This is a genomic window from Haemophilus sp. HMSC068C11 (genome assembly GCF_001815355.1).
GTDB lineage: Bacteria > Pseudomonadota > Gammaproteobacteria > Enterobacterales > Pasteurellaceae > Haemophilus_D.
In genome coordinates this window covers 1-26,511 of record NZ_KV820366.1, presented here as the reverse complement: position 1 = coordinate 26,511, position 26,511 = coordinate 1, and the positions used below count along the sequence as shown (strand labels likewise).

The 26,511-nt window shown below is 38.5% G+C and carries 27 protein-coding genes and 1 pseudogene; 13 read left to right on the top strand and 15 right to left on the bottom strand.

Features of this window, described 5'->3' with window-relative positions; translation table 11 throughout:
- Window positions 1–93: 93 nt before the first annotated feature.
- On the bottom strand, window positions 94–2,025 hold the full coding sequence (gene thrS, locus HMPREF3020_RS05825; protein ID WP_070775853.1) for a threonine--tRNA ligase: 1,932 nt from the start codon (window positions 2,023–2,025) through the stop codon (window positions 94–96).
- Between the two features lie 260 nt (window positions 2,026–2,285).
- Between thrS and HMPREF3020_RS05820 the strand changes: the two genes are divergently transcribed.
- The 9 genes from HMPREF3020_RS05820 (at window position 2,286) to trpA (ending at window position 10,904) form a co-directional block, all read left to right on the top strand.
- A complete protein-coding gene (locus HMPREF3020_RS05820) occupies window positions 2,286–2,867 on the top strand; it encodes an FMN-dependent NADH-azoreductase (RefSeq protein WP_070775851.1) in 582 nt (193 codons plus the stop codon).
- Between the two features lie 203 nt (window positions 2,868–3,070).
- On the top strand, window positions 3,071–4,621 hold the full coding sequence (gene trpE / locus HMPREF3020_RS05815; protein WP_070775850.1) for an anthranilate synthase component I: 1,551 nt from the start codon (window positions 3,071–3,073) through the stop codon (window positions 4,619–4,621).
- Between the two features lie 12 nt (window positions 4,622–4,633).
- A complete protein-coding gene (locus HMPREF3020_RS05810) occupies window positions 4,634–5,218 on the top strand; it encodes an aminodeoxychorismate/anthranilate synthase component II (protein WP_070775849.1) in 585 nt (194 codons plus the stop codon).
- A gap of 10 nt (window positions 5,219–5,228) precedes the next feature.
- A complete protein-coding gene (locus tag HMPREF3020_RS05805; protein ID WP_049380813.1) occupies window positions 5,229–5,615 on the top strand; it encodes a tautomerase family protein in 387 nt (128 codons plus the stop codon).
- Between the two features lie 12 nt (window positions 5,616–5,627).
- Window positions 5,628–6,629: an anthranilate phosphoribosyltransferase gene (trpD, locus tag HMPREF3020_RS05800; RefSeq protein ID WP_070775848.1), complete on the top strand. Its 1,002-nt coding sequence runs from the start codon at window positions 5,628–5,630 to the stop codon at window positions 6,627–6,629.
- A gap of 41 nt (window positions 6,630–6,670) precedes the next feature.
- Complete coding sequence (trpCF, locus tag HMPREF3020_RS05795; protein ID WP_070775847.1) at window positions 6,671–8,107, top strand: bifunctional indole-3-glycerol-phosphate synthase TrpC/phosphoribosylanthranilate isomerase TrpF; 1,437 nt, start codon at window positions 6,671–6,673, stop codon at window positions 8,105–8,107.
- 23 nt (window positions 8,108–8,130) lie between these two features.
- Window positions 8,131–8,889, top strand: coding sequence for an SDR family oxidoreductase (locus tag HMPREF3020_RS05790; protein WP_070775845.1), 759 nt, complete (start codon window positions 8,131–8,133; stop codon window positions 8,887–8,889).
- Window positions 8,890–8,901: 12 nt separating this feature from the next.
- Window positions 8,902–10,098: a tryptophan synthase subunit beta gene (gene trpB / locus HMPREF3020_RS05785; RefSeq protein WP_049355740.1), complete on the top strand. Its 1,197-nt coding sequence runs from the start codon at window positions 8,902–8,904 to the stop codon at window positions 10,096–10,098.
- On the top strand, window positions 10,098–10,904 hold the full coding sequence (gene trpA / locus HMPREF3020_RS05780; RefSeq protein WP_070775843.1) for a tryptophan synthase subunit alpha: 807 nt from the start codon (window positions 10,098–10,100) through the stop codon (window positions 10,902–10,904). The genes trpB and trpA overlap by 1 nt, the downstream gene beginning before the upstream one ends.
- 49 nt (window positions 10,905–10,953) lie before the next feature.
- On the opposite strand, the gene HMPREF3020_RS05775 is transcribed toward trpA, so the two are convergent.
- The 4 genes from HMPREF3020_RS05775 to rplM form a co-directional block, all read right to left on the bottom strand.
- On the bottom strand, window positions 10,954–11,400 hold the full coding sequence (locus tag HMPREF3020_RS05775; protein ID WP_070775841.1) for a ClpXP protease specificity-enhancing factor: 447 nt from the start codon (window positions 11,398–11,400) through the stop codon (window positions 10,954–10,956).
- The gene (gene sspA, locus HMPREF3020_RS05770) at window positions 11,400–12,038 is read right to left on the bottom strand and encodes a stringent starvation protein SspA (RefSeq protein ID WP_005696172.1); all 639 of its coding nucleotides are present in this window, start codon (window positions 12,036–12,038) and stop codon (window positions 11,400–11,402) included. The genes HMPREF3020_RS05775 and sspA overlap by 1 nt, the downstream gene beginning before the upstream one ends.
- Before the next feature lie 230 nt (window positions 12,039–12,268).
- Window positions 12,269–12,661, bottom strand: coding sequence for a 30S ribosomal protein S9 (rpsI, locus tag HMPREF3020_RS05765; protein ID WP_005696173.1), 393 nt, complete (start codon window positions 12,659–12,661; stop codon window positions 12,269–12,271).
- 16 nt (window positions 12,662–12,677) lie between these two features.
- On the bottom strand, window positions 12,678–13,106 hold the full coding sequence (rplM, locus tag HMPREF3020_RS05760) for a 50S ribosomal protein L13 (protein WP_005628896.1): 429 nt from the start codon (window positions 13,104–13,106) through the stop codon (window positions 12,678–12,680).
- Between the two features lie 325 nt (window positions 13,107–13,431).
- On the opposite strand from rplM, the gene metF reads away from it, so the two are divergent.
- On the top strand, window positions 13,432–14,322 hold the full coding sequence (metF, locus tag HMPREF3020_RS05755) for a methylenetetrahydrofolate reductase (protein ID WP_070775840.1): 891 nt from the start codon (window positions 13,432–13,434) through the stop codon (window positions 14,320–14,322).
- 42 nt (window positions 14,323–14,364) lie between these two features.
- Here metF and HMPREF3020_RS05750 read toward each other — a convergent pair whose 3' ends face one another.
- The 4 genes from HMPREF3020_RS05750 to pheS all read right to left on the bottom strand — a co-directional run bounded on the left by HMPREF3020_RS05750 (window position 14,365) and on the right by pheS (window position 18,666).
- A complete protein-coding gene (locus HMPREF3020_RS05750) occupies window positions 14,365–14,850 on the bottom strand; it encodes a C40 family peptidase (protein WP_070775839.1) in 486 nt (161 codons plus the stop codon).
- Between the two features lie 47 nt (window positions 14,851–14,897).
- Entirely contained in the window at window positions 14,898–15,197 is a 300-nt protein-coding gene (locus HMPREF3020_RS05745) for an integration host factor subunit alpha (protein WP_005697518.1), read from the bottom strand.
- Window positions 15,198–15,210: 13 nt separating this feature from the next.
- The gene (gene pheT / locus HMPREF3020_RS05740) at window positions 15,211–17,601 is read right to left on the bottom strand and encodes a phenylalanine--tRNA ligase subunit beta (protein ID WP_070775838.1); all 2,391 of its coding nucleotides are present in this window, start codon (window positions 17,599–17,601) and stop codon (window positions 15,211–15,213) included.
- A 75-nt stretch (window positions 17,602–17,676) separates the two neighbouring features.
- Window positions 17,677–18,666 (bottom strand): phenylalanine--tRNA ligase subunit alpha, encoded by a 990-nt coding sequence (gene pheS / locus HMPREF3020_RS05735; protein WP_070775837.1) that lies wholly within the window; start codon window positions 18,664–18,666, stop codon window positions 17,677–17,679.
- 200 nt (window positions 18,667–18,866) lie between these two features.
- Here pheS and HMPREF3020_RS05730 point away from each other — a divergent pair, with 200 nt between their 5' ends.
- Window positions 18,867–19,730, top strand: a complete 864-nt coding sequence (locus HMPREF3020_RS05730) for a fructosamine kinase family protein (protein WP_014065432.1) — start codon at window positions 18,867–18,869, stop codon at window positions 19,728–19,730.
- A 63-nt stretch (window positions 19,731–19,793) separates the two neighbouring features.
- On the opposite strand, the gene HMPREF3020_RS05725 is transcribed toward HMPREF3020_RS05730, so the two are convergent.
- Together HMPREF3020_RS05725 and sohB are read right to left on the bottom strand one after the other, a co-directional pair.
- On the bottom strand, window positions 19,794–20,651 hold the full coding sequence (locus HMPREF3020_RS05725) for an OmpA family protein (protein ID WP_054420409.1): 858 nt from the start codon (window positions 20,649–20,651) through the stop codon (window positions 19,794–19,796).
- A 213-nt stretch (window positions 20,652–20,864) separates the two neighbouring features.
- On the bottom strand, window positions 20,865–21,920 hold the full coding sequence (gene sohB, locus HMPREF3020_RS05720) for a protease SohB (RefSeq protein ID WP_070775836.1): 1,056 nt from the start codon (window positions 21,918–21,920) through the stop codon (window positions 20,865–20,867).
- Between the two features lie 140 nt (window positions 21,921–22,060).
- Between sohB and asnS the strand changes: the two genes are divergently transcribed.
- Both asnS and can read left to right on the top strand, forming a co-directional pair.
- The gene (gene asnS, locus HMPREF3020_RS05715; RefSeq protein ID WP_070775835.1) at window positions 22,061–23,464 is read left to right on the top strand and encodes an asparagine--tRNA ligase; all 1,404 of its coding nucleotides are present in this window, start codon (window positions 22,061–22,063) and stop codon (window positions 23,462–23,464) included.
- A 128-nt stretch (window positions 23,465–23,592) separates the two neighbouring features.
- Window positions 23,593–24,285: a carbonate dehydratase gene (gene can / locus HMPREF3020_RS05710; RefSeq protein WP_049366615.1), complete on the top strand. Its 693-nt coding sequence runs from the start codon at window positions 23,593–23,595 to the stop codon at window positions 24,283–24,285.
- A gap of 54 nt (window positions 24,286–24,339) precedes the next feature.
- Here the strand turns inward: can and bioD are convergent, their stop codons facing one another.
- From bioD to HMPREF3020_RS09475, 4 genes and pseudogenes are all read right to left on the bottom strand, one after another.
- Window positions 24,340–25,074 (bottom strand): dethiobiotin synthase, encoded by a 735-nt coding sequence (bioD, locus tag HMPREF3020_RS05705; RefSeq protein ID WP_070775834.1) that lies wholly within the window; start codon window positions 25,072–25,074, stop codon window positions 24,340–24,342.
- 102 nt (window positions 25,075–25,176) lie between these two features.
- Window positions 25,177–25,443 carry a YcgL domain-containing protein gene (locus tag HMPREF3020_RS05700; RefSeq protein WP_070591993.1) on the bottom strand — a complete coding sequence of 89 codons (267 nt, stop codon included), beginning with the start codon at window positions 25,441–25,443 and terminating at the stop codon, window positions 25,177–25,179.
- Window positions 25,444–25,510: 67 nt separating this feature from the next.
- Window positions 25,511–26,200 (bottom strand): hypothetical protein, encoded by a 690-nt coding sequence (locus tag HMPREF3020_RS05695; RefSeq protein ID WP_070775833.1) that lies wholly within the window; start codon window positions 26,198–26,200, stop codon window positions 25,511–25,513.
- A 20-nt stretch (window positions 26,201–26,220) separates the two neighbouring features.
- Window positions 26,221–26,511: pseudogene (locus HMPREF3020_RS09475) on the bottom strand (histone); the annotation flags it as partial.

Below are 26,511 nucleotides of genomic sequence, written 5' to 3'. Positions count from 1 at the left end.
GAAAGAGAGACTTGAGTTTATTTTTATACCGTGAATATAAAAAAACCGCACATCAAAGTGCGGTCATTTTTAATTAAGATTTTAAAGAATTAATTACTCTTCACCCAACAATTTCAACTCACGTTGTCTTACTTGAGATTTTAAGATTTCAGCAAATTCTTCAATCGTGAAAGTACCTAAATCTGCACCTTTACGTGTACGTACTGCCACTTTGCCTTCAGCGATTTCTTTATCACCGCAAACGAGCATATAAGGTACGCGACGTAAGGTGTGTTCACGGATCTTAAAGCCGACTTTCTCATTACGTAAATCAGCTTTAACGCGTAATCCGACATCAGAAAATTGTTTCACGACTTTTTGCACGTAATCAGCTTGGCTATCTGTAATATTCATCACAATCGCTTGAACTGGTGCTAACCATGCAGGGAAGAAACCGGCATACTCTTCAGTAATGATACCGATGAAACGTTCAATCGAACCTAAAATCGCACGGTGAATCATAACCGGAGTACGACGATCGTTATCTTCTGCCACATAAGACGCATTTAAACGACCAGGTAATGCAAAGTCTAATTGGATCGTACCGCATTGCCATTCACGATCTAAGCAGTCACGTAATGCAAACTCAATTTTCGGACCGTAGAATGCACCTTCACCTTCTTGAATTTCATATTCAAGACCGTTATGCGCTAATGCTGCTGCAAGACCTGCTTCTGCGCGATCCCACATATCATCTGCACCGATACGTTTTTCTGGACGAGTAGATAATTTCACCTGAATATTTTGGAAACCGAAAGTGCTGTAAATGTCGTAAACCATTTTAATACAGCTGGTTACTTCACTTTCAATTTGGTCTTCAGTACAGAAAATGTGTGCATCATCTTGAGTGAAACCACGTACACGCATTAAACCGTGTAAAGAACCCGATGGTTCATTACGGTGACAAGAACCAAATTCCGCCATACGGATTGGTAAATCACGGTAAGATTTTAAACCTTGGTTAAAGATTTGAACGTGTCCTGGGCAGTTCATTGGTTTAATCGCATATTCACGGTTTTCTGATTGTGTAGTAAACATCAAATCGCCGTAGTTTTGCCAGTGACCTGTTTTTTCCCATAACACACGGTCCATCATGAACGGACCTTTCACTTCTTGATAATCGTATTCTTTTAATTTAGTACGTACGAAGGTTTCCAATTCACGGAAAATTGTCCAACCATCGTTATGCCAGAACACCATACCCGGTGCTTCTTCTTGCATATGATATAAATCTAACGCTTTACCGATTTTACGGTGGTCACGTTTTGCCGCTTCTTCTAAGCGAGTTAAGTATTCCGCTAATTGTTTTTTATCTGCCCAAGCCGTACCGTAGATACGTTGTAACATTTTATTTTTGCTATCACCACGCCAGTAAGCACCTGCAACTTTCATTAATTTAAAGTTGTGGCAGAAACGCATATTTGGCACATGTGGTCCACGACACATATCAATGTATTCTTCGTGATGATAAAGCGCAGGGGTTGCGGTACGTTCGATATTTTCATCTAAGATAGCCATTTTGTATGGCTCACCGCGTTTTTCAAAAGTATCTCTTGCTTCTTGCCAGCTTACCGGAGTTTTGATGACGTCATAATTGGTTTTCGCCAATTCAAGCATACGTTTTTCGATAGCATCAATGTCTTCTTGCGTTAAAGAACGGTCTAAATCCACGTCATAATAGAAGCCATTTTCAATCGTTGGACCGATTGCCATTTTGACATCTGGGAATAATTGTTTGATAGCGTGACCAAGCAAGTGTGCGCAAGAGTGACGAATAATTTCTAAACCGTCTTCATCTTTTGCAGTAATAATTTCAAGGTTGGCATCTTCATTGATGATGTCACACGCATCACGACGTTCACCGTTTACACGGCCAGCGATGGTTGCTTTGGCAAGACCGGCTCCGATATCTTGAGCCACTTCTAACACAGAAACTGGACGATCAAATTCACGTTTAGAACCGTCCGGTAAAGTAATAATAGGCATAATTTTTCCTTATACAGTGGTCGCCCATACGAAAGGCAACATGCAAATAATGATTAAAAACAAACCGCACTTTCATTCACTCCCACTATCGAGCAAACCAAGTGCGGCGGAGAATTTTAGCACTTTCCACCACACTTGTTAATATCTCGCTGAATTCTTTCCAATGAGTAAACAATGATTTTCCTGATAGCTACTTTATCTATTCAAAATTTCCGATAAAATGACTGCACTTTTGATAAACACCAATTAAAGGAAACTCTATGAACGTATTAGTATTGAAATCAAGCATCCTTGCAGATAACTCTCAAAGTAATAAATTAGCCGATTACACCATTGAAAAATTAAAAGACCACAACATTGTGGTACGTGATTTAGCGGCGCAACAACTTCCCCATTTTGATGCAACGGCGGCAACTGCGGTACGTGGCGAACCTAAAACTGCAGAAGAAAATGCACTTTTAGCCTTATCTGATGAGTTAGTAGCTGAATTAAAAGCCGCTGATATTATTGTAATTGGTGCACCTATGTATAACTTAGGCATCCCAACACAACTTAAATCTTATTTTGATTTTATCTCTCGCCCTCGTGTGACTTTCCAATACACTGCAAATGGCCCTGAGGGTTTACTTCAAGGTAAAAAAGCGATTGTGTTAGCAAGCTTTGGTGGCATGTATGATGAAAACAATAACGTGACAAATTACTTAAAAGCCATTTTAGGTTTTGTTGGTATTACCGATGTTCAGTTTGCTTATGCAAAAGGTATCGGATTAGGTGCTGAAGCGATTGAAAAAGCACAACGTTCAGCAAGAAATAAAATCGATGAGATCGTTGCTTCTCTCTAATCTCTGAATCTATTCTCTCTATTAAGCCATTTTGAGATATGCCTCGAAATGGCTTTTTTTTTCTGTGAAAAGCGCTATTTCTAATCTTATTGGTTAAAAATTAAAAAAATATTGTAAAATTACGCCAATTTTTTGATTATTTTCTTGACTTACGCATCATGTACTAGTTTAATAGTGCAAAAGTTCAGAATAAAGGATTCATTATGAAAAACACCCCATTTATTGCGGTGACCTCTCAACCGGTTCCCTACCATGCCGACACCACCGCAATTTTTAATACACTATGCCAACAGAACTCAAATTCTCTTCTACTCGACTCTGCCGAAATTGGCAGTAAAAACAGCTTACAGAGCCTTATTCTGATTAATGCCGCCGTTAAAATTACTTGTTTAGGCAATCAGGTGACCTTTAGAGCACTAAATGCGAACGGAAAACAAGTATTAAACGAAATTCATCCTGTATTAAGCCAACTCGGTACCGTAAATGCGGTTAATTTTGAGAATGAATTTTCTGTACAATTCGCGCCGCTCGACAATCAATTAGATGAAGACAGTAAATTACAAGCTGCAACCATTTTTGATGGACTTCGTGTAATTTCTAACCATTATCAACATAGCAGCACACCTGTCTTTTTAGGTGGTTTATTTGCTTATGATTTGGTGGCAAATTTTATTCCAATGCAAGGTGTTGAATTAAAAGATGATGGCATTAACTGCCCGGATTACAGTTTTTATCTCGCAGAAAATTTAATTACCATCGATCACCAAAGCCAACAAGCCACATTAAAAAGCTTTTGTTTTAGTCAAGAAGAACAAGTGGAAGTCGCAAAAACGGCACTTTCTATTGCCCAAAAATTAAAAAATATTGATGGCGTATTTTCCATTAAAGCAGCAAGTGATGAGGTCAGCACCAACTTTGAAGATCCTGAATTCATCGGCATTGTCAAAGCATTAAAACATCATATTAATATTGGTGATGTGTTCCAAATCGTGCCATCTCGCCGTTTTTCATTAGCTTGCCCAAATACCCTTGCAAGTTATGCGCAATTAAAACATAACAATCCAAGCCCTTATATGTTCTACATGAACGATGAGGATTTCATTTTATTCGGTGCATCACCAGAAAGTGCGTTGAAATATGCACCGTATAATCGTCAATTAGAAATTTACCCAATTGCAGGTTCTCGCCCTCGTGGTTTTGATGCCCATGGCAATATTGACCCTGAATTGGATGCGCGTTTGGAATTAGAATTACGTCTTGATCATAAAGAGCAAGCTGAACATTTAATGTTGGTGGATTTAGCCCGTAATGATATTGCTCGCGTGTGCCAAAGCGGTACACGTAAAGTGGCAGAATTAATGCAAGTGGATCGCTATTCTCACATCATGCATTTGGTTTCTCGCGTAGTGGGTAAACTTCGTCCTGAACTTGATGCCTTACACGCTTATCAAGCTTGTATGAATATGGGGACGTTAACTGGTGCGCCTAAAATTAAAGCGATGCAGTTAATTTATCAATTTGAACAGCAAAAACGTCATAGCTACGGTGGTGCAGTCGGTTATCTTACATCTGACGGCCGTTTTGATACCTGTATCGTGATTCGTTCTGCTTTTGTACAAAATGGCATTGCCCATATTCAAGCAGGTTGTGGTGAAGTATTAGATTCTGATCCTCAAATGGAAGCGGATGAAACTCGCCATAAAGCAGCGGCGGTGCTTAAAGCAATCAAACAAATCAATACCCAAGCAAAATAAGGACGATAAATTATGGCTAATATTCTCTTTTTAGATAATTTCGATTCATTCACTTATAACTTAGTGGATCAATTCCGTGTGCTTGGGCATAACGTAAAAATTTATCGTAATGACACCAATTTAGAACAAGTGGTACAAGAGGCATTAAATACACCTGATACGATTCTTGCGCTCTCTCCGGGTCCTGGTACTCCGGCAGAAGCTGGGATCTTGCTTCCCCTCATTGAACGTTTAAAAAATGATGTGCCAATTATCGGGATTTGCTTGGGCCATCAAGCGCTTATTCAAGCCTTTGGTGGAGAGGTTGTACATGCAGGCGAAGTATTACATGGTAAAGTATCGCGCATTCAACACGATAACCAAGCCATGTTTAAAGATATTGCTAACCCAATGCCTGTGGCACGTTATCACTCTTTAATGGGCAAAAATCTGCCTGAAGAATTTATTGTGAATGCCGATTACAATGGTATTGTGATGGCGATTCGTCATAAAACCTTGCCAATTTGTGCTTTCCAATTCCATCCAGAAAGTATTCTCACTGTACAAGGTTCGAAATTATTACAACAATCTGTGGAATGGTTATTAAACAGAGATTAAGGAAGAAAAAATGATTACCGTATATGGATTAAAAGAAACCCTTACCCCACGCCGTAAAGCTATTGCCAAGGCTATTTATGACAGTCTTAATTTAGGCTTGGATATTCCGCATGGCAAGCATACCATTCGATTCGAGTGTTTGGATAAAGAAGATTTTTTCTATCCAGAAGATCGTAGCGAAAACTATATCGCAATCGAAATTAATCTTATGCAGGGACGTTTAGAAGGGACTAAAAAACGTTTGATCAAAATGCTATTTAGCGAATTAGAATACAAAATCGGTATTAAATCCTACGATGTGGAAATCACTATTAAGGAACAACCGGCTCATTGTTGGGGCTTCCGTGGTATGACAGGTGATGAAGCTCGAGACTTAGTCTATGATCTTAACGTATAAGGAAGATTGATTATGCAAACGGCTCAATTATTAGAACAACTTTACAACGGAAAAACACTTAACAAAGAAGAAAGTGCGGTCATTTTTAACGCTATTATGCAAGGCGAACTGAATAACGAACAAATTGCTGCCATGCTGATTGCGTTAAAAGTACGTGGTGCCACTATTGATGAATTAAGTGGTGCGGTATCGGCGTCTTTGCAAAATGCCAAATCATTCCCTCGTCCAGACTACCCTTTTGCGGATAGTGTGGGTACTGGCGGTGATGGTCAAAACACGATTAATATCTCTACTGCGAGTGCTATTGTTGCAGCGTCTATGGGAGCCAAAGTAGCCAAACATGGTAACCGCAGCGTATCAAGCAAATCCGGTGCCAGTGATGTATTAACCGCACTCGGTGTGAATGTCAACGTCACACCAGAACAAGCTCGCCAAGCACTTGACGATATTGGGGTATGTTTCTTATTTGCTCAACAATATCACAGTGGGTTTAAACATGTCGCCCCTGTTCGTGCAGCATTAAAAACGCGTACACTTTTTAATATTTTAGGTCCATTAATTAACCCAGCTCGCCCAACTTATCATTTGCTTGGCGTGTATGCCCCTGAATTAGTGAAAACCTATGCAGAAACTGCTGTTGCATTAGGTCATCAACATACTTTTGTTGTGCATGGTGCAGGTCTTGATGAAGTCGCTATACACGGCGAAACCCAAGTGGCAGAAATTAAAAACGGCAAAATTGACTACTTCACCTTAACACCTGAAGATTTTGGTTTAAAAACACAATCTTTAGAAAGTTTACGTGGTGGCGAACCGCAAGAAAATGCCCAATATCTGACCGCACTTTTACAAGGCAAAGGTAAGGCGGAACACGCTAATGCGGTAGCGGCGAATGTGGCATTATTGCTGAAGTTATTTGGTCATGATGACTTAAAACAAAATGTTCAAAATGTATTGGCTCATCTTGCATCAGGCAAAGCATTTGATACATTACAACATTTAACAAAATATTAAGATAAAGGCTGATTTGATAAGCCACAATAAGAAGAAAGATTATGATCACGCAAGATTTCACTAAACCAATTGACTCTGCAACGGTGCTGCAAAAAATCGTCTTAGACAAAGCACAATGGGTTAAGGCAAAGGAAGCTGAATTTCCGCTTTCACAATTTAAAGAAAACATTCAAAAATCTGACCGCTCTTTTTATGATGCGCTGGCTAAAGGCACACATCAAAAGCCTGCTTATATTTTGGAATGTAAGAAAGCGTCCCCTTCTAAAGGATTAATTCGTAATGAATTTAATTTAGATGAAATCGCCAATGTGTATAAACATTATGCATCAGCTGTTTCGGTGCTAACGGATGAGAAATATTTCCAAGGTAAATTTGACTATTTGCCGCAAGTACGTGACGTTGTCTCACAACCTGTATTGTGCAAAGATTTTATGATCAGCGAATATCAGGTTTATCTCGCGCGCTACTATCAAGCGGATGCTATTTTATTGATGCTTTCAGTGGTGAATGATGAAACCTATCGCGTACTAGCTGATCTGGCGCATTCTCTTGGCATGGGCGTATTGACGGAAACCAGCAATGAAGAAGAATTTGAGCGAGCCCTTGCTCTAGGTGCAAAAATTATCGGCGTTAATAATCGTAATCTTCACGATCTCACCGTTGATTTAAACCGCGTAGTAGAACTCACACAAAAATATGCCGATCGCATTCCTACTGATGCACGTATTATCAGCGAATCAGGGATTTATAATCACAGCCAAATTCGTGATTTGCAAAAAGTGGCACATGGCTTTTTAATCGGCAGTAGCCTAATGGGCAGTGCAGATTTAAATAATGCTGTGCGTGAAGTGATTTTTGGAGAAAATAAAGTATGCGGTTTAACTCGCACGCAAGATGTCAAAGAGGTTTACGCAAACGGAGCATTATACGGCGGCTTAATTTTCGCCGAACATTCAAAACGCTGTGTGAGCCTACGTCAAGCCCAAGAATTAGTGACAGCATCACCACTTCGTTTTGTGGGCGTATTTCAGAATCAAGAAATTGATTTTATTGTAAAAATCGCTAAACAATTGCAGCTTTATGTCGTTCAGCTACACGGTTCAGAAACCGCTGAATTTATTACCGCACTTCGTCACCAACTGCCTGAAGAAATACAAATTTGGAAAGCCATTTCGGTGAATACTGAAGCACAAAGTGCGGTTGATTTTACAGATGATTTAAATATCACTCGCTATATTTTCGATAGCCAATCTGCTAATCAACAAGGTGGCACAGGAAAAACCTTTAATTGGTCACTCATTCCTGAAAACTTGAAACACAAAATTATTTTGGCTGGTGGAATTTCACCTGACAATATTGAACAAGCCATTAAGCAAGGTTGCTTAGGGGTTGATCTCAATTCTGGTGTAGAAACTGCCGCTGGCGTGAAAGATAGCGAAAAAGTGCGGTCAGTTTTTAAGACGATTTTGTCAAATTAATCTGATTGCTAAGGGGAAGCATTATGCAAAGAACAGCGTTAGTAACCGGCGCAACTGCCGGATTTGGTACGGCAATTTGTCGCACACTCATTGAAAATGGCTATCGTGTAATTGGCACAGGACGCCGCGTAGCTCGTTTAGAACAATTACAGCAAGAATTAGGTGAAAACTTCCACTTTCTTGCCTTTGATATTTCAGATCGCCAAGCAACAGAAGATGCGTTCCATTCCCTTCCAGATAGTTGGCAATCCATTGATTTATTGGTGAATAATGCAGGCTTAGCATTAGGCTTAGAGAGTGCTGATAAAGCGAATTTAGACGATTGGATGCAAATGATCGATACCAATATTAAAGGTCTCGTCACCATCACTCGTCTTGTGTTACCACAAATGGTTGAACGTAATTCGGGCCATATTATTAATTTAGGATCAATTGCGGGGACTTATCCTTATCCAGGTGGCAATATATACGGTGGTACTAAAGCTTTTATCAAACAATTTAGTTTAAATCTTCGAGCCGATCTTGCTGGAACTCAAATTCGCGTGACCAATGTAGAGCCTGGTCTTTGTGGTGGAACAGAATTTTCTAATATCCGCTTTAAAGGTGATGATGCCCGAGCAAAAAAACTCTATGAAAATGTGGAATATGTCAGTCCACAAGACATTGCTAATATTGTTCTATGGCTTAATCAACAACCTAAACATGTCAATATTAATCGCATTGAAGTGATGCCTACTGCACAAACCTTTGCACCACTTAATGTCGCAAGAATTCAAAAATAACAAGGAAATATTATGTCAGAAACCCTTTTAAATCCTTATTTCGGTGAATTTGGCGGAATGTATGTACCGGAAATTCTCGTACCGGTACTACAACAGCTAGAAAAAGCCTTTGTTGAAGCAAAAGACGATCCTGAATTCCAACGTGAATTTCAAGATTTACTTAAAAATTATGCGGGCAGACCAACCGCACTTACCCTTTGCCGTAATTTAACTAAAGGCACAAAAGCAAAAATTTATTTAAAACGTGAAGATTTACTTCACGGTGGTGCCCATAAAACCAACCAAGTATTAGGTCAAATTTTATTGGCAAAACGCATGGGTAAAACACGCATTATCGCGGAAACCGGTGCGGGCCAACATGGTGTTGCGACAGCCCTTGCTTGTGCAATGTTAGATATGCCTTGCCGTGTTTATATGGGGGCAAAAGACGTAGAACGTCAATCACCAAACGTATTCCGTATGCGTTTAATGGGGGCTGAAGTGATTCCTGTACAAAAAGGTTCTTGCTCATTAAAAGATGCATGCTGTGAAGCGATGCGTGATTGGTCAGCCAATTATGAAAACACCCATTATTTATTGGGTACGGCGGCAGGTCCTCACCCATTCCCAACCATTGTGCGTGAATTCCAAAAAATGATTGGTGAAGAAACCAAACGTCAAATCTTAGAAAAAGAAGGTCGCTTACCGGATGCCGTTATTGCTGCAGTCGGTGGTGGTTCGAATGCGATTGGTATGTTTACTGATTTTATTGATGAAAAAGGTGTTCGCTTAATTGGTGTAGAACCTGCAGGTCATGGCATTGAAAGTGGTGAACATGGTGCACCATTAGGCCATGCCAAAGTCGGTATTTATTTCGGCATGAAATCACCTTTAATGCAAACTGAAGATGGTCAAGTAGAAGAATCCTACTCTATTTCTGCTGGATTAGACTTCCCTTCTGTAGGCCCACAACATGCTTACTTGCAAAGTATTGGTCGTGCAGAATACCCAAGTATTACAGATGATGAAGCATTAAATGCTTTCCAAGCGTTAGCAAAACATGAAGGGATTATTCCTGCATTGGAAAGTTCCCACGCATTAGCACATGCACTAAAAATGATTCATCAAGAACCGAATAAAGAACAAATTTTAGTGGTGAATCTCTCTGGTCGTGGTGATAAAGATATTTTCACCGTAGATAAAGTTTTAAAAGAAAAAGGAATGCAATAATGAGCCGTTTTGAAACTAAATTTGCAGAACTTGCAGCGAAAAAAGAAGGGGCTTTTGTACCTTTCGTGACATTATGCGATCCAACATTTGATCGCTCTTTTGAGATTATTTGCACGTTAGTCGAAAATGGCGCAGATGCGTTGGAATTAGGTTTTCCATTTTCAGATCCATTACTAGATGGTCCCGTTATTCAAGCAGCCAATAACCGAGCACTTAATGCCGGCCATAGCACTGAAGACAGCTTTAAATTACTCGCTAAAGTGCGGTCAAAATATCCGGATATTCCGATTAGCTTACTCCTTTGTGCGAATTTAATTTTTGCGAAAGGCTTAGATAATTTCTATCACCGTTGCGCAGAAGTCGGCGTGGATGCAGTTTTAGTGGCAGATATTCCACTATTGGCAAAAGAAGACTATGTTCAAGCTGCTAAAAAGCATGGCATTCAACCTGTCTTTATTTGCCCACCAAATGCTGATGCTAAAACGGTACAAGGCGTTGCTGAAAACAGCGAAGGCTATACCTATTTAGTTTCTCGTGCAGGTGTAACAAGTGCAGAGAATCAAGCTCATGCCGCAAACTTAGATACACTTGTAGAACAACTCAAAGCCCACAAGGCTCCACCAATTCTACAAGGTTTTGGTATTGCTCAGCCTTCTCAAGTGAAAGAAGCGCTTCAACTGGGTGCAGCCGGCGCAATTTCAGGTTCTGCAACTGTAAAAATTATTGAGCGAAACTTAGACAATCAGGCTCAATGCTTATCTGAGCTCGCCGAGTTTGTTCGCAATATGAAAGCAGCAACAAAATAATAAATAAAAAAGTGCGGTTAAAATTAACCGCACTTTTGTTTTTCTTTCATTAATCCACAATTCGTAAATGAGATGCTGATTTCTGTGGTTTCTTTTCAGCCTTAGGCTTATCTACCGCTTCTGCAAAACTTAATGGCTGTTCTGATGTCGGCTCATGATTTAATTCATCGTAAATTTCTTCTGGCTCAAACATCACGCCATCACCATTTTCACGTGCATAAATAGCTAAAGCTGCGCCCATAGGAATATATAATTCACGAGCCACACCTTGGAAACGTGCATTAAACTGAATAAAGTCATTTGTTAATTGCAAATTCCCTGTCGCCCCAGCAGAAAGATTTAAGACGATTTGCCCATCTTTCACGTATTCTACAGGCACATTGGTACCATAATAATTCGCATCTACCACTAAATATGGGGTGAAATCATTATCTACTAACCAATCATAATAGGCTCTTAGTAAATAAGGGCGTTTTGGAGAAGGTGTATGAGCCATTATTTATCATCCATTAAATTTTTAGGTGCAGCTTCACCTACAGATTGTAAGAATGAATCACGGCTAAATACGCGATCCATATAGCCTTTGATTGCTTTGCTTCCTGTACCGCTAAATTCAACACCCATATTGCGTAATTTCCATAATAATGGTGCAACGTAGCAATCGACTAAGCCAAACTCTTCACTCATAAAATAAGGGGTTTGTTGAAAGATAACCGATACCGCTAACAATTCTTCTTTTAGCTGTTTTAATGCTTCTTCACGTTCAACTTCCGTGCCTTTTTCAGCAATTTCTAATGTTGGATACCAATCTTGTTCGATACGTAACATTAAAAGACGACTTTTCGCGCGAGAAACCGGATAAACTGGCATAAGTGGAGGATGTGGAAAACGCTCATCAAGATATTCCATAATGATGCGTGAGCTGAATAACACTAAATCACGATCCACCAAGGTTGGTAATGTGCCGTAGGGATTTAATTCCATTAAATCTTCTGATAATGCTTGCAGATCAACTTCTTCGTTTTCGTAAGCAACACCTTTTTCAGCTAAAACAATTTTTACTTGATGGCAGTAAATGTCATTTTTATTTGAAAAAAGAGTCATTACTGAACGTTTACTTGATGCATTGGACATTTATTCCTCCGAAGATCCAAACTAACTTATATACTTCTACTAAAAACGGGCGATTATTTTAACATAACCGACAGGTAAATTGCTAACAATTTCTTATTTTTCCTTTAAAATCAATTAATTATAAGCAATCAATGAAAAATCAAAGAACGGTGATTTTTAAGTAATTTATTTTTTACAGACATAAAAAAAGCAGAGATTGCTCTCTGCTTTCTTGAAACGATAATAAAAAATTAACGTTTGGAGTATTGTGGACGACGACGTGCTTTGTGTAAACCAACTTTTTTACGTTCAACGCGACGTGCGTCACGAGTAACGAAGCCAGCTGCACGAAGAGCAGGACGTAAAGTCTCATCATATTCCATTAATGCACGAGTGATACCGTGACGGATTGCACCCGCTTGACCAGAAATACCACCACCTTTAACAGTGATGTATAGGTCTAATTTATCAGTTAATTCCACTAATTCTAACGGTTGACGTACGATCATACGAGCTGTTTCGCGACCGAAATATACGTCTAATTCACGTTGGTTGATAGTGATTTTACCACTGCCCGGTTTGATAAATACACGAGCTGAAGAGCTTTTGCGGCGACCAGTGCCGTAGTTTTGATTCTCTGCCATTTCCTAAACCTCGTGATTAAATGTCTAATACTTGTGGTTGTTGTGCTGCGTGTTGGTGTTCTGCACCTGCATACACTTTTAATTTACGGAACATTGCACGGCCTAATGGACCTTTTGGCAACATACCTTTAACCGCAATTTCAATCACCGCTTCAGGACGGCGAGCGATCATTTCTTTGAAAGTCGCTTGTTTGATACCACCTACATAGCCAGTGTGCCAGTAGTAAAGTTTATCTGTTTCTTTACGACCAGTTACTGCCACTTTGTCTGCGTTGATAACGATGATGTAATCACCAGTATCTACGTGTGGAGTGTACTCAGCCTTGTGTTTACCACGAAGACGGCGTGCTAATTCAGTAGCTAAACGACCTAAAGTTTTACCTGTCGCATCTACCACATACCAGTCACGTTTTACTGTTTCCGGTTTTGCTACAAAAGTTTTCATTAATTAATTACCAAAATATAAGTTTGATACCCAGTGTTTCATATCGAAACACAACCATTGATCTTAATCTACACCCCTTCGAGTGTGATCTCGATAAAATAATGCACGGTGGGAATCCGTGCATTTACAGGGTCGGCGTATTATACCTATTTTTAGAAAAAATGCTAACTTTTTGTGCAAATAAATTGATTTTCTTTTAAAATACAACGCACAATAAACAATCATTAATTTCATTCATTATTTTGATGAAATCATTGAAATTGACGCATATTAGTTCTTATCTTATGATAAGTGCATTCTAATAAAAAACGTAAGAAGGCATGCTATGAGCTACGCAAACGAAATTAACACATTAAATCAACATCTTGCTGATACTAACAAAAAAATTAATGTCTCCTTTGAATTCTTTCCGCCTAAAAATGAAAAAATGGAAAGCATGCTTTGGGATTCCATCCATCGCTTAAAAGTATTAAATCCTAAATTTGTTTCCGTCACCTATGGTGCGAACTCCGGCGAACGTGATCGTACGCATAGCATCGTGAAAGCCATTAAAGCAGAAACAGGCATAGAAGCTGCACCACATTTAACAGGTATTGATGCGACACCTGAAGAATTAAAAGAAATTGCAAAAGATTATTGGGATAGCGGAATTCGTCACATCGTCGCATTACGTGGTGATGAACCAAAAGGTTATGCGAAGAAACCATTCTATGCGGCTGACTTAGTTGAACTACTCCGCTCCGTGGCTGATTTTGATATTTCAGTTGCGGCATACCCTGAAGTTCACCCTGAAGCAAAATCAGCACAAGCAGATTTAATCAATTTGAAACGTAAAATTGATGCAGGTGCGAATCATGTCATTACTCAATTCTTCTTTGATATTGACAGTTATCTTCGCTTCCGTGATCGCTGTGCATCCATTGGTATTGAGGCGGAAATTGTTCCAGGTATTCTACCTGTCACTAACTTCAAACAACTTCAAAAAATGGCATCATTTACGAATGTAAAAATTCCAGCATGGTTGGCTAAAGCATATGAAGGATTAGATGATGATCCTACTACTCGCAATCTCGTCGCAGCGAGTGTGGCAATGGATATGGTAAAAATCCTTTCTCGTGAAGGCGTGAATGACTTCCACTTCTACACATTAAATCGTAGTGAACTCACTTATGCGATTTGCCATACATTAGGCATTCGCCCTACAACAAATCCATAAAGAAAAAGTGCGGTTAAAATTAACCGCACTTTTTTATTTCCACTATACTCGTCTAACTTGCCAAAAAGCTTTTTTCCAATAAGGGCTGTTCATCGAAGAATAAATCACACCGCCTTTGGTTGATGCGTGTAAAAATTTATCTTCTTTCACATAAATCCCTACATGATAGCCATTTGGTCCGCGTCCCGTTTTAAAGAAAACTAAATCGCCTGTTTGGATATCTTCTTTACGAACAAGTTTTCCGTAACCCGCTTGATCTTTCGTTGTTCGAGGAAGGTTGATATTAAAACGATCAATAAAGGTCTTTTGCACAAAACCCGAACAATCGATACCACCACGAGATTGCCCGCCTAAAACATATGGTGTACCTGCCCATTCATATTGTTGTTCACTTAACATAGCAATGGCCATAATTGGATCACCAATCTGACCTTTATAGTTCATCGCATACTCTTCACGAATACCACTTGAACAAGCAAAAAGCAAAAAACTTCCTGCGACTAAAAAAGCACATTTAATCTTATTCATGTTCAATCCTGACAAAAGTGCGGTCAAAAACGACCGCACTTTTCTTACTATTGTTTTGGCTTGGTGTTTTCCACACGAGCACGTAATTTTTGCCCTGGCTTGAATGCCACTACACGGCGAGCAGAAACAGGAATGCTTTCACCTGTTTTTGGATTACGCCCCGGACGGGAAGCTTTATTACGAAGTTCAAAATTACCAAAACCTGATAATTTTACTTCACCACCAGATTCTAACGATAAACGAATTTCCTCAAAAAAGTCTTCCACTAATGCTTTAGCTTCAGCTTTTTGTAATTGATACTTATCTAATAAGTATTCAGTAATATCAATTTTTGTAATCGTTGCCATGTTAGTCTCCTGTTTAGTCTCTAAGCTCCGCATTAAAGCGTTGTTTAACTTCGTTTAATACAGCAGAGATTACCGCATTAATCTCATCATCTTCAAGCGTTTTTTCATTATCTTGAATAGTTAAACTGATTGCTAAGCTCTTATGTCCGCTAGCAACGCCAATGCCTTGATATACATCGAATAAATTGACTTGTGTTAATTTTTCTCCGCCAGCTTGCTTACATGCTTCGATAATATCGCCTGCTGACACATTATCAGCAACGACTAAAGCTAAGTCACGACGGTTTGCTGGGAATTTTGAAATCTCTTTAGCTTGAACCACACGACGATTTGCAATGGCATCCCATAAAATTTCAAAAACAACTGCTTTGCCATTTAATCCTAGTTTTTGAGCGATAAGTGGATGAATAGTTCCAATAAAACCAATTTCTTTTCCATCTAATTCAATTGAAGCAGATTGTCCTGGGTGCAATGCACTGTGTGCTTTTGCCACAAACTTAACACGACTCCCCACTTCAGTGAGAGAAAGAATGCTTTCTAAATCACCTTTAAGATCAAAGAAATCAACATTTTCGGCCTTACCTGTCCAAGATTCAGATTTAGCGGTACCTGTAATTACACCAGCAAGAACAAACTCTTGGCGAATGCCAAATTCTGCATTAGCATCAGGAATAAAACGTAATCCCGTTTCAAATAAACGTACGCGGTTTTGTTGACGATTTTGGTTGTATAGTACTGCACCGAGTAATCCACTTAATAATGAAACACGCATTGCTGACATTTCAACTGAAATTGGGTTTGGCAATACAAGTGCATCAATTTCTGGATGAAGTAAGGTCTGTACTTTTGGATCAACGAAGCTATAAGTAATCGCTTCTTGATAATCTGCATCAACAAGTGCGGTCTTAATTCGGCTTAATTCTAAATCGGCTTCTTTATGCTCACGCATACGAAGATGTGCTAATGGCGCATTATTTGGAATGCTGTTATAACCATAAATACGCGCTACTTCTTCAATTAAATCTTCCTCGATTTCAATATCAAAACGCCAGCTTGCAGAAGTCACGGTCCAAACATCATTAGCATATTTCACAGCAAAACCTAAACGCTCAAAAATCTCGGTCACGGTTTCAGTTTCGATATGATGACCTAATAAGCTATCTAATTTTTCACGACGTAAAGTGACTTCATTGACTTTTGGTAAATATTGCTCGCTCACCACCTCGCAAATTTCGCCTGCTTCACCACCGCAAATGTCAAGTAACAATGCTGTTGCACGTTCCATTGCGTGACGTTGTAGCGTAAAATCAACACCACGTTCAAAGCGATGTGAAGAATCGGTGTGTAAACCATATTGTCTTGCACGTCCCGCAATCGCTAATGGTGCAAAGAATGCAGCCTCTAAAATCACATCTTTTGTTGTTTCAGCATCAACACCACTAGCTTGACCACCAAAGATACCTGCCATTGCTAATGGACCAGTTTGATCTGCAATCACTAAAGTATTCGGTTGTAATTTTGCGGTTGTACCATCTAATAAAACAAGCTCTTCCCCGTTATTGGCTAAACGCACTTGAACAGGTTGAGCTACTTTTGATGCATCAAAAGCATGCATTGGTTGACCTAATTCAAGTAAAACATAGTTAGTAATATCTACAATTGGGTCGATAGAACGAATACCGCAACGACGTAATTTTTCTTGTAACCAAATTGGTGATTGTGCTTTAACATTCACATTTTTCACCACGCGCAATAAATAACGCGGACATGCTTCTGGCGCATTTAATTCAATTTGAACTTTATCTGAAATTGTTGCCGGTACAGCATCAAAGTGCGGTTGATTAACAACTTGTTTATTAACCACGCCAACTTCACGTGCAACACCTGCAATGCTTAAACAATCTGCACGGTTTGGCGTTAAACTAATTTCAATGTCTTTATCATCTAAATCTAAATATTCACGTAGATTTTTGCCTACTGGAGCATCTAACGGTAATTCAATAATACCATCTGCATCTATATCAATGCCTAATTCTGAGAATGAGCAAAGCATCCCTTCTGAAGGTTGGCCACGTAATTTAGTCTTCTTAATCTTAAAATCACCGGGTAATACAGCGCCTTCAGTTGCACATGCTACTTTTAAACCTTGACGGCAATTTGGTGCACCACAAACGATATCTAATAAGCGCTCGCCACCAACATTTACTTTAGTGACACGTAATTTATCTGCATCTGGGTGTTGCGCACATTCAACAACTTCACCCACAACAACACCTGTAAAGTCGCCAGCTACTTTTTCAACACCATCAACTTCTAAACCAAGCATCGTGATTTGATCACATAACTGCTCTGTTGAAATTGATGGATTAACCCATTCTCTCACCCAATTTTCGCTAAATTTCATTATCTCTGTATCCTTTATTGATGAACGTGTTACGTTCTGAATTAATCATTATCGTCAATTTAACCCAACGGTTAATTACTTAAATTGTTTTAAAAAACGTAAGTCGTTTTCAAAGAATGAACGTAAATCTGTGACGTTGTAGCGTAACATAGTTAAACGCTCAACCCCCATGCCTACTGCAAAGCCAGAATATTTATTTGGATCAATACCTACGTTACGTAACACATTAGGATGCACCATACCACAACCTAATACTTCTAACCATTTACCGTTTTTACCCATTACATCGACTTCTGCAGAAGGTTCAGTAAATGGGAAATAGGAAGGACGGAAACGAACTTGCAAATCTTCTTCAAAAAATGCACGTAAGAAATCGTGTAATAAGCCTTTTAACTCGGTGAAGTTTGCTTTTTTATCTACATAAAGCAATTCAATTTGATGGAACATTGGTGTGTGTGTTTGATCGTAGTCATTACGATATACACGACCTGGCGCCATAATACGAATAGGCGGCTGCATTTTTTCCATGGTACGAATTTGCACACCTGAGGTTTGTGTACGAAGTAATAATTCAGGATTAAACCAGAATGTATCGTGATCAGCACGTGCGGGGTGATGTTTAGGGATATTTAATGCATCGAAATTGTAATAATCACTTTCAATTTCAGGACCAGTTTCCACAGAAAAACCTAACTCTGAAAAGAATTTTGTTACGCGATTGATAGTAATGGTAACAGGGTGTAAACCACCAGTTTCTGTTTTACGACCAGGAAGGCTTACATCAATACGTTCTTTTTCTAATTTCGCATTGAGTTCAGCTTGCTCCCATTCTGCTTTTTTAGCATTTAAAAAATCTAATGCCGCTTGTTTTGCTTCATTGATTTTAGCTCCCATTGCTGGACGCTCTTCTGCAGCAACATTACGTAATTCCTGCATAAGTTGGGTGAAATGCCCTTTTTTACCAAAATATTCCACACGAATTTCATCTAATGTGGCTAAACTTTTATTTTCGATTTGTTCAATCGCTGATTTTGCTTTCTCAACAAGATCTTTCAGATGTTGCATAGTTTCCCCTGATTATCTTTTCTAACTAAAAATACACTTAATGATAATACTAACTCATTAAAAAATCACGCGTTTATTAGTGAATTGATGTTTCAGATGAAAAATGACAAAGATTTTTGCTATTTTTTGAGATATATCACAGTAATTTTTAACATTTTGGATAGAATGAGGATGAATCGAGCATGTCTAGGAGGCGTATTATGTGGAAATCAATTTCTCAAGTCTTAGCTGATCAATTTGGTGCTTACTATAACATCAAAGAAAAAAACAAAGTACCGGGGGGCGAAGTGAATGAAACTTGGCTTATTACAGATGGAATCCAACCTGTCTTTGTTAAAGTGAATGAACGGTCTTATCGTTCAATGTTTCGTGCTGAGGCTGATCAATTAAACCTACTAGACAAAACCAATACAATCAGACTTCCACAAGTGTATGGCGTAGGCTGTTCTCAAAATCATAGTTTCTTATTGTTAGAAGCGCTTACTATTACTCAACAAACTGATGCCACAGCACATTTTGGTGAAGAATTAGCAAAACTTCATCAAGTATCCGGTACTAAAAACTATGGTTTAGATTTTGATACTTGGCTTGGTCCTGAGTATCAACCTAATAAATGGAATGGGAGCTGGGCGAAATTCTTTGCAGAACAACGCATTGGATGGCAATTACAGCTTTGCAAAGACAAAGGTTTAGATTTTGGCGATCTTGATTTAATAACTGAGAAAGTAAAACAAAAGCTTGCAAAACATAATCCGAAGCCCTCTTTGTTACATGGTAACTTATGGATTGAAAATACGGCTGTTGTAGGTAACCAAACCTTTACTTATGACCCTGCTTGCTACTGGGGGGATAGAGAATGTGATTTAGCATTCAGTGAACTATTCCAACCTTTCTCGCCTGAATTCTATGAAATTTATGACCGCACTTTCCCGCTTGATAAAGAAGGTTTTGAAGAAAGAAAACACCTTTACCAGCTCTATTATTTACTCAATTTCAGCCATCGTTTTAATGGAAGTTATATCAACTTAACCACTAAATTGATTGAAGAACTTTTACTTGAATAATTTCTTAACATAAAATAAAAAAGAGCGTAATTTTTATTACGCTCTTTTGTCTTCTCTATCTAATTATTTTTGATAAAGAGGTGCTGGACCTTGAGTTCCACCGTTAGTTTGACCACCTTCTTGTAATTTTAATACAGAACCAGAAGCAGTGATTTCTACACGACGGTTTGGACGTAAACAGTCTTTCTCAGCTTTACTTGCGTGTTTGTAACCATTACAAGCTTTAACTTGTGGCACTTTACCGTAACCAACAGCTGTAATTTCAGATGTTACACCATCTTCAACTAAACGAGCTTTAACACGGTTTGCACGACGTTGAGAAAGATCTAAGTTGTAAGCATCAGAACCTAAACGGTCAGTGTAACCTGCAACTTTAACTTCTTTAGCACCAGTTTCTTTTAATTGTGCTGCAACGTTATCAACAACTTCTTTACCACGTGGAGTTAAAGTATCTTTATCGAAGTCGAACAAGAAGTCACCACTTAAAGTAAATGCTGAGTTTCCGTTACAACCGTTTGGATACCAGAAGAAGCTTTGAGCATTGTGGTTTTTGTCAAATAATATTTTGTATTGACAAATTTTGTGAACACCATTCTCACGATAGTTGAACGCATAATCCCACTCTTCAACACCGTATAAACCTTCAGAGAAGTGTGGACGACCGATTAGGTTATATAATTGGTCTTTGTTCATACCACGTTCGATCATACGAACGTTGTCCCAGTTTGGCCATGAACCGAATTGGCTACCATCATGGTTGAAGCCTGCTTTATCAATTTTAGGCCATACAAGTTGTGGTACTTGTTGACCATCAACTTCTTTATATTCTGGTGTACCAGCTTCTGTAACTTTGCTCAAGTTACCACAAGCAGCAACTGTTGCTACTGCAACTGCAGATAATAAAATACGAGATAATTTCATTTCTTTACCTTTTTACTGTTAAGGTGCAATCCTTGCAAGAAGAACCTACACAACTAAACTTTATAAATTTTACAAATAAAACTATAAAAAGTTTCATTGCGTATGGTAGTCATAATTCTTTAACTTGTAAATAAAAAAACATTAAAAAATGATTTTTTATGGAACTTTTTTGTAAAGTTGTGTAAAGAGTTGTCAAATAAGTAAAAATTTTTCTTATTGAATAAAATCTTGCCCATTTTTTGTTAAATTTCGGTGGATAATTTCTTCAATACTCTCTTCTGCTTGTTTACCTATTTTTTGTAAAAGTGGCTTTTTCACTTTGTATTTCACTGAGAGTACTGACTTATCTTTCATTTTTTCAAGAATAATATCATCACTGGTTGCTAACTCATCGACTAACTGAAGCTCTAGAGCTTGCTGACCAAACCAATGTTCACCAGTTGCGACTTTATCCACATCTAATTGCGGTCGATTTTGGGCCACAAATTGTTTAAATAATTGATGGGTTTCTTCAAGTTCAGCTTGGAATTTCTGTTTTCCTTTTTCGGTATTCTCACCTAACACTGTGACTGTACGTTTAAACTCCCCGGCTGTCATTACATCAACATCGACATCATGTTTTTTTAATAAACGATGAATATTAGGGATTTGCGCAACCACACCAATAGAACCGATAATCGCAAAAGGCGCAGAAACAATTTTATCTGCCACACAAGCCATCATGTATCCACCACTTGCAGCGACCTTATCTACTGCAACCGTTAATTTAATCCCTTTTTGTTTTAAGCGAGCTAACTGTGAAGCAGCTAAGCCATAACCATGAACAACACCACCAGGGCTTTCTAAACGTAATAAGACTTCATCATCGGCTTTTGCCACATTAATAATCGCCGAAATTTCCTCACGAAGTGCAGTTGTTTCTGATGCAGAAATATCACCCTTAAAATCGAGCACGTAAACACAAGGTTTAGGTGCTGCTTTCTCACCGTTTTTTAATTTTGCTTTTAAAGCCTTTGCTTCTTGTTTTTTGGCTTTCTTCTCTGTTTTTTCCGCTTGTTTAAGCTCTTCTTCTGAAAGTTGGAAATCGCGTAAATGCTTAACTGTTTCCTTAAATTCTTCAGAAAGATCTGTCATAACTAATTCACCATGATGTGCAGCATTACGTTGCTTTGCAGAAATAATCATTGCCACGATAGCTGCGATTACAAGTAAAATCGTTAAAATCTCTAAAATAAAAATGCCATAGCCGGTCAAAATATCAGACCACATAGTTTTTCTCCTAAATAAAGTGAAGGAATTATTTTACTGTGCAAGCCCGATTTACACTAACTTTTTATGGAAAATTTTGCGATTTAAGGTAAACTAACACAGTTTTATTGCCTAATTTATAATGAATTACAGAGGTTTATATGTCTAAAGTTGCATCTATTGTTGATGTGTTACAAGGTAAAATCGCTATAGGCGAAAAAGTTACCATACGCGGATGGGTCCGTACCCGTCGTGACTCTAAAGCAGGTCTTTCTTTCCTTGCTGTTTATGACGGCTCTTGCTTTGACCCTATTCAAGCGATTGTTAATAACGATATTGAAAATTATGAGAGCGAAGTCTTACGCTTAACAACGGGTTGCTCTGTTATCGTAACCGGTACTATTGTTGAGTCACCTGCTGAAGGTCAAGCTGTTGAACTTCAAGCTGAAAAAGTAGAAGTGACAGGGTTTGTAGAAGATCCTGATACTTATCCAATGGCGGCAAAACGTCACTCAATTGAATACTTACGTGAAGTGGCACACTTACGTCCTCGTACCAATATTATTGGTGCAGTCGCACGCGTTCGTCACTGCTTAGCTCAAGCTATTCATCGCTTCTTCCATGAACAAGGTTTCTATTGGGTCGCTACCCCATTAATTACTGCATCAGATACTGAAGGTGCGGGTGAAATGTTCCGTGTCTCAACCCTTGATTTAGAAAATCTTCCTCGTGGTGAAGATGGTAAAGTCGATTTCAGTCAAGACTTCTTCGGCAAAGAATCATTTTTAACCGTTTCAGGCCAGTTAAATGGTGAGACTTACGCGTGTGCATTAAGCAAAATCTATACTTTCGGTCCAACATTCCGTGCTGAAAATTCAAATACAACTCGTCACCTTGCAGAATTCTGGATGGTTGAACCTGAAGTCGCTTTTGCAACACTTGCTGACAATGCTAAATTAGCAGAAGACATGTTGAAATACGTGTTCCATGCAGTACTTGCTGAGCGCAAAGATGACTTGAAATTCTTTGAAAAACATGTAGATAAAGATGTTATTACTCGTTTAGAAAACTTTGTAAACTCTGATTTTGCTCAAATCGACTATACCGATGCGATTGATGTATTATTAAGATCAGGTAAAAAATTCGAGTTCCCAGTATCTTGGGGGATCGATTTATCTTCTGAACATGAACGTTTCTTAGCAGAAGAATATTTCAAATCACCTGTTGTCGTGAAAAACTATCCGAAAGATATCAAAGCCTTCTATATGCGTTTAAATGACGATGGCAAAACTGTAGCTGCAATGGATGTTCTCGCACCTGGAATTGGTGAAATCATCGGTGGTTCACAACGTGAAGAACGTTTAGACGTATTAGATAAACGCATGGAAGAAATGGGCCTAAATCCTGAAGATTACTGGTGGTATCGCGATCTTCGTAAATATGGTACTGTGCCACATTCAGGCTTTGGTCTTGGTTTTGAACGCTTAATCGTTTATGTAACAGGCGTACAAAATATTCGCGATGTGATTCCATTCCCTCGCGCACCAAGAAATGCAAATTTCTAAAAATATTGTTTAAATTGACCGCACTTTCTTTAAAGTGCGGTCATCATTTTAGGCGATAAATTTTATCCCCTATTTCATTTATTGTGCTTAAAACAATCTTTCAGCGCATCGTATTAAGGAAAGTAAAAATGGACAAAATTAAACAACTCTTTGCTAACAACTACAGTTGGGCGCAAAGAATGAAAGAAGAAAACTCCACTTATTTTAAAGAACTTGCCGATCACCAAACACCTCATTATCTTTGGATTGGCTGCTCTGATAGCCGTGTTCCTGCTGAAAAACTCACAAATCTTGAACCGGGCGAATTATTTGTTCATCGTAATGTTGCTAACCAAGTTATTCATACAGATTTTAACTGCCTTTCAGTTGTACAATATGCCGTTGATGTACTCAAAATTGAACATATCATTATCTGTGGCCACACAAATTGCGGTGGTATTAAAGCTGCTATGCAAGATCACGATCTAGGGTTAATCAATAACTGGTTGCTCCATATTCGTGATATTTGGTTTAAACACGGCCATCTATTAGGCAATCTTTCAGCAGAAAAACGTTCAGATATGCTCACTAAATTAAATGTTGCAGAGCAAGTTTATAACCTAGGACGCACATCTATCGTAAAAAGCGCTTGGGAACGTGGACAAAAACTCTCCCTACATGGCTGGGTATATGATGTAAATGATGGATTCTTAGTTGATCAAGGTGTAATTGCAACAAGCCGAGAAACCCTTGAAATCTCTTATCGCAATGCCATTGCTCGTTTATCTAGCCTCGCGGAAGAAGATATCCTGAAAAAAGAACTTCCAGAAAACGAAGAATAAAAAAAGTGCGGTTAAATCTAATGAATATTAACCGCACTTTTTATTTCAAACTTACTATTTAACTAACTCTGTTTGCATATACATCAAACGATCAATATTCGTTAAATAATGTCCTAGCTCTTGGGATTCTGGTTTATGAATATAAGGAATTTTACCTAGCAAAGGCGCATCAATCTGAGCCTCTAAAATATCTACCACCTCTTTATAATGCCCTAAACAAGGATTAATTCGATTTGCAATCCAGCCTAATAAAGGAACGCCAAGCTGTTTAATCACTTGAGCTGTCAGCAATGCATGATTAATACAGCCTTCTTTAATACCTACAACCAACACAACTGGCATTTTATGCTCAACAACCCAATCAGCAAAACTCTTACCTTCTGCCATGGGGGTGAGTAAGCCAAATGAACCTTCCACGACAACAGATTGATATTTTTGAACTAATATCGTTAAGGCATGATTAATCTTACTTAATTTAATGCGTGATTTATCTCGAGTCAGCATCGGCAAGGAATGAGCAAAAGTATAGCTATTTACTTCTTGATAAGATACTGGCTCATTCGTTGCATCCATTAAAGCTAACACGTCTGAATTATTTTCAGCATCATAATCTGTTTGGGATTCATTAGACTGATTTTCGACAGGATAAATACCCTCTTCACAGCTACAAGCAATCGGCTTATAACCCACAATTCGCACGCCCTTTGCTTGTAATGCCTGAATAATGGCACGGCAGGCGGTGGTCTTGCCCACATCGGTATCTGTACCTGCCACAAAGAAACTACTCATTTTTATTCTCCTTTTAAAAGTGCGGTCAATTCTAAAGGAGTTTTTTGAAGAAAATATTGAGATAAAGCAAGATTTGGAGATTTTTAGGAAAAAATAAAAGGCTTATTTGATCTCACTCAAACTATTAAACAAGCCATCATCTTGTTTTGGCATTTGGAGATAAAATCCTTGCTGAGTAATTTTTTCCATTATCTCATTTTTATCTGCATGAACAAGCGGTTTGCTTCCCTTCAAATTAAATGGCATAAGAAACTGAGGCTTGCCAAAACTTTGCATTAATACGTCTGGTACAGCTGAAAAATCATCTCGTTTCGAAATATAGAGATAGCAGCCTGGTTTACGTAAACTTTTATAAATTGCACATAACATTTTATTGCTCCAAAAGAAAAAACCTACCAGATAATCTCTGATAGGTTTTTATTTTACAAAAGTTTAATTATTTAGTCACAGCATCTTTTGCTTTAGCCGCTTTATCAGCTGCCGCTTCTTTTAGTTCAGCAGCCATCTTTTCAACTGCATCATTTGCTTCAGACAATGCACGTTTTGCTTCAGAAACCGAACGTTTTGCTTCTGATACTTTATCTTCAACAGCATCTTTTAATTCAGCCATTTTATCTGCTGCTGCATCTTTCATTTCACCGCCTTTATCTACTACAGCATCTTTTGCTTCTGAAGCTGAGTTTTTTGCTGCTTCCATTTTAGAAGACATTGCATCTTTTGCTTCAGCCATTTTATCTGCTGCCGCATCTTTCATTTCAGAAGCTGAACCTTTTGCTGCTTCCATTTTAGAAGACATCGCATCTTTTACTTCAGCTGCTTTATCAGCTACTGCGTCTTTCACTTTAACAGCTTTATCAGCGACCGCATCTTTTACTTCAACAGCTTTATCTACTACTGCATCTTTAGCTTCGGCCATTTTATTTGATGTAGTATCTTTTGCGTCAGTTGTAACATTTTTAACATCAGCTGCAGCATCTTTTGCTGTATCTTTAACTTGTACTGCAACACTTGAGGTTGCATCTTTTGAAGGCTCAACTTTTTGTGTTGTTTCCTCTTTATCGAAACAACATGTTACGACCAAACCTACACCTAATACTAATGCTACTGCTAATACTGATTTTTTCATTATTATTCTCCAATTTATGGTTACTTTTTTACGGCTGCAGATTGATCTTTTGTTTTAGAATCTACATTTTTTACTTCCTCTGCTTTAGAGCACACAGCATCTTTTGCTTCGGTTATTTTATCTTCCGCAACATGTTTAACATAATTAGCAGCTGCAACCACTGCATCTTTAACTTGTACAGCCGCGCTTACTGTTGCATCTTTTGCTGCTTCAACTTTAGAAGACATTACATCTTTTGCTTCAGATACTGCATCTTTTAATTCAGATGCTTTGTCTTTGACTGCATCTTTTGCTTCAGATGACTTGTCTGC

Bases quoted from the DNA above. Each gene is read 5' to 3' on its own strand.
- thrS (WP_070775853.1), bottom strand. From the start codon at position 2,025: ATGCCTATTATTACTTTACCGGACGGTTCTAAACGTGAATTTGATCGT.
- HMPREF3020_RS05820 (WP_070775851.1), top strand. From the start codon at position 2,286: ATGAACGTATTAGTATTGAAATCAAGCATCCTTGCAGATAACTCTCAA.
- trpE (WP_070775850.1), top strand. From the start codon at position 3,071: ATGAAAAACACCCCATTTATTGCGGTGACCTCTCAACCGGTTCCCTAC.
- HMPREF3020_RS05810 (WP_070775849.1), top strand. From the start codon at position 4,634: ATGGCTAATATTCTCTTTTTAGATAATTTCGATTCATTCACTTATAAC.
- HMPREF3020_RS05805 (WP_049380813.1), top strand. From the start codon at position 5,229: ATGATTACCGTATATGGATTAAAAGAAACCCTTACCCCACGCCGTAAA.
- trpD (WP_070775848.1), top strand. From the start codon at position 5,628: ATGCAAACGGCTCAATTATTAGAACAACTTTACAACGGAAAAACACTT.
- trpCF (WP_070775847.1), top strand. From the start codon at position 6,671: ATGATCACGCAAGATTTCACTAAACCAATTGACTCTGCAACGGTGCTG.
- HMPREF3020_RS05790 (WP_070775845.1), top strand. From the start codon at position 8,131: ATGCAAAGAACAGCGTTAGTAACCGGCGCAACTGCCGGATTTGGTACG.
- trpB (WP_049355740.1), top strand. From the start codon at position 8,902: ATGTCAGAAACCCTTTTAAATCCTTATTTCGGTGAATTTGGCGGAATG.
- trpA (WP_070775843.1), top strand. From the start codon at position 10,098: ATGAGCCGTTTTGAAACTAAATTTGCAGAACTTGCAGCGAAAAAAGAA.
- HMPREF3020_RS05775 (WP_070775841.1), bottom strand. From the start codon at position 11,400: ATGGCTCATACACCTTCTCCAAAACGCCCTTATTTACTAAGAGCCTAT.
- sspA (WP_005696172.1), bottom strand. From the start codon at position 12,038: ATGTCCAATGCATCAAGTAAACGTTCAGTAATGACTCTTTTTTCAAAT.
- rpsI (WP_005696173.1), bottom strand. From the start codon at position 12,661: ATGGCAGAGAATCAAAACTACGGCACTGGTCGCCGCAAAAGCTCTTCA.
- rplM (WP_005628896.1), bottom strand. From the start codon at position 13,106: ATGAAAACTTTTGTAGCAAAACCGGAAACAGTAAAACGTGACTGGTAT.
- metF (WP_070775840.1), top strand. From the start codon at position 13,432: ATGAGCTACGCAAACGAAATTAACACATTAAATCAACATCTTGCTGAT.
- HMPREF3020_RS05750 (WP_070775839.1), bottom strand. From the start codon at position 14,850: ATGAATAAGATTAAATGTGCTTTTTTAGTCGCAGGAAGTTTTTTGCTT.
- HMPREF3020_RS05745 (WP_005697518.1), bottom strand. From the start codon at position 15,197: ATGGCAACGATTACAAAAATTGATATTACTGAATACTTATTAGATAAG.
- pheT (WP_070775838.1), bottom strand. From the start codon at position 17,601: ATGAAATTTAGCGAAAATTGGGTGAGAGAATGGGTTAATCCATCAATT.
- pheS (WP_070775837.1), bottom strand. From the start codon at position 18,666: ATGCAACATCTGAAAGATCTTGTTGAGAAAGCAAAATCAGCGATTGAA.
- HMPREF3020_RS05730 (WP_014065432.1), top strand. From the start codon at position 18,867: ATGTGGAAATCAATTTCTCAAGTCTTAGCTGATCAATTTGGTGCTTAC.
- HMPREF3020_RS05725 (WP_054420409.1), bottom strand. From the start codon at position 20,651: ATGAAATTATCTCGTATTTTATTATCTGCAGTTGCAGTAGCAACAGTT.
- sohB (WP_070775836.1), bottom strand. From the start codon at position 21,920: ATGTGGTCTGATATTTTGACCGGCTATGGCATTTTTATTTTAGAGATT.
- asnS (WP_070775835.1), top strand. From the start codon at position 22,061: ATGTCTAAAGTTGCATCTATTGTTGATGTGTTACAAGGTAAAATCGCT.
- can (WP_049366615.1), top strand. From the start codon at position 23,593: ATGGACAAAATTAAACAACTCTTTGCTAACAACTACAGTTGGGCGCAA.
- bioD (WP_070775834.1), bottom strand. From the start codon at position 25,074: ATGAGTAGTTTCTTTGTGGCAGGTACAGATACCGATGTGGGCAAGACC.
- HMPREF3020_RS05700 (WP_070591993.1), bottom strand. From the start codon at position 25,443: ATGTTATGTGCAATTTATAAAAGTTTACGTAAACCAGGCTGCTATCTC.
- HMPREF3020_RS05695 (WP_070775833.1), bottom strand. From the start codon at position 26,200: ATGAAAAAATCAGTATTAGCAGTAGCATTAGTATTAGGTGTAGGTTTG.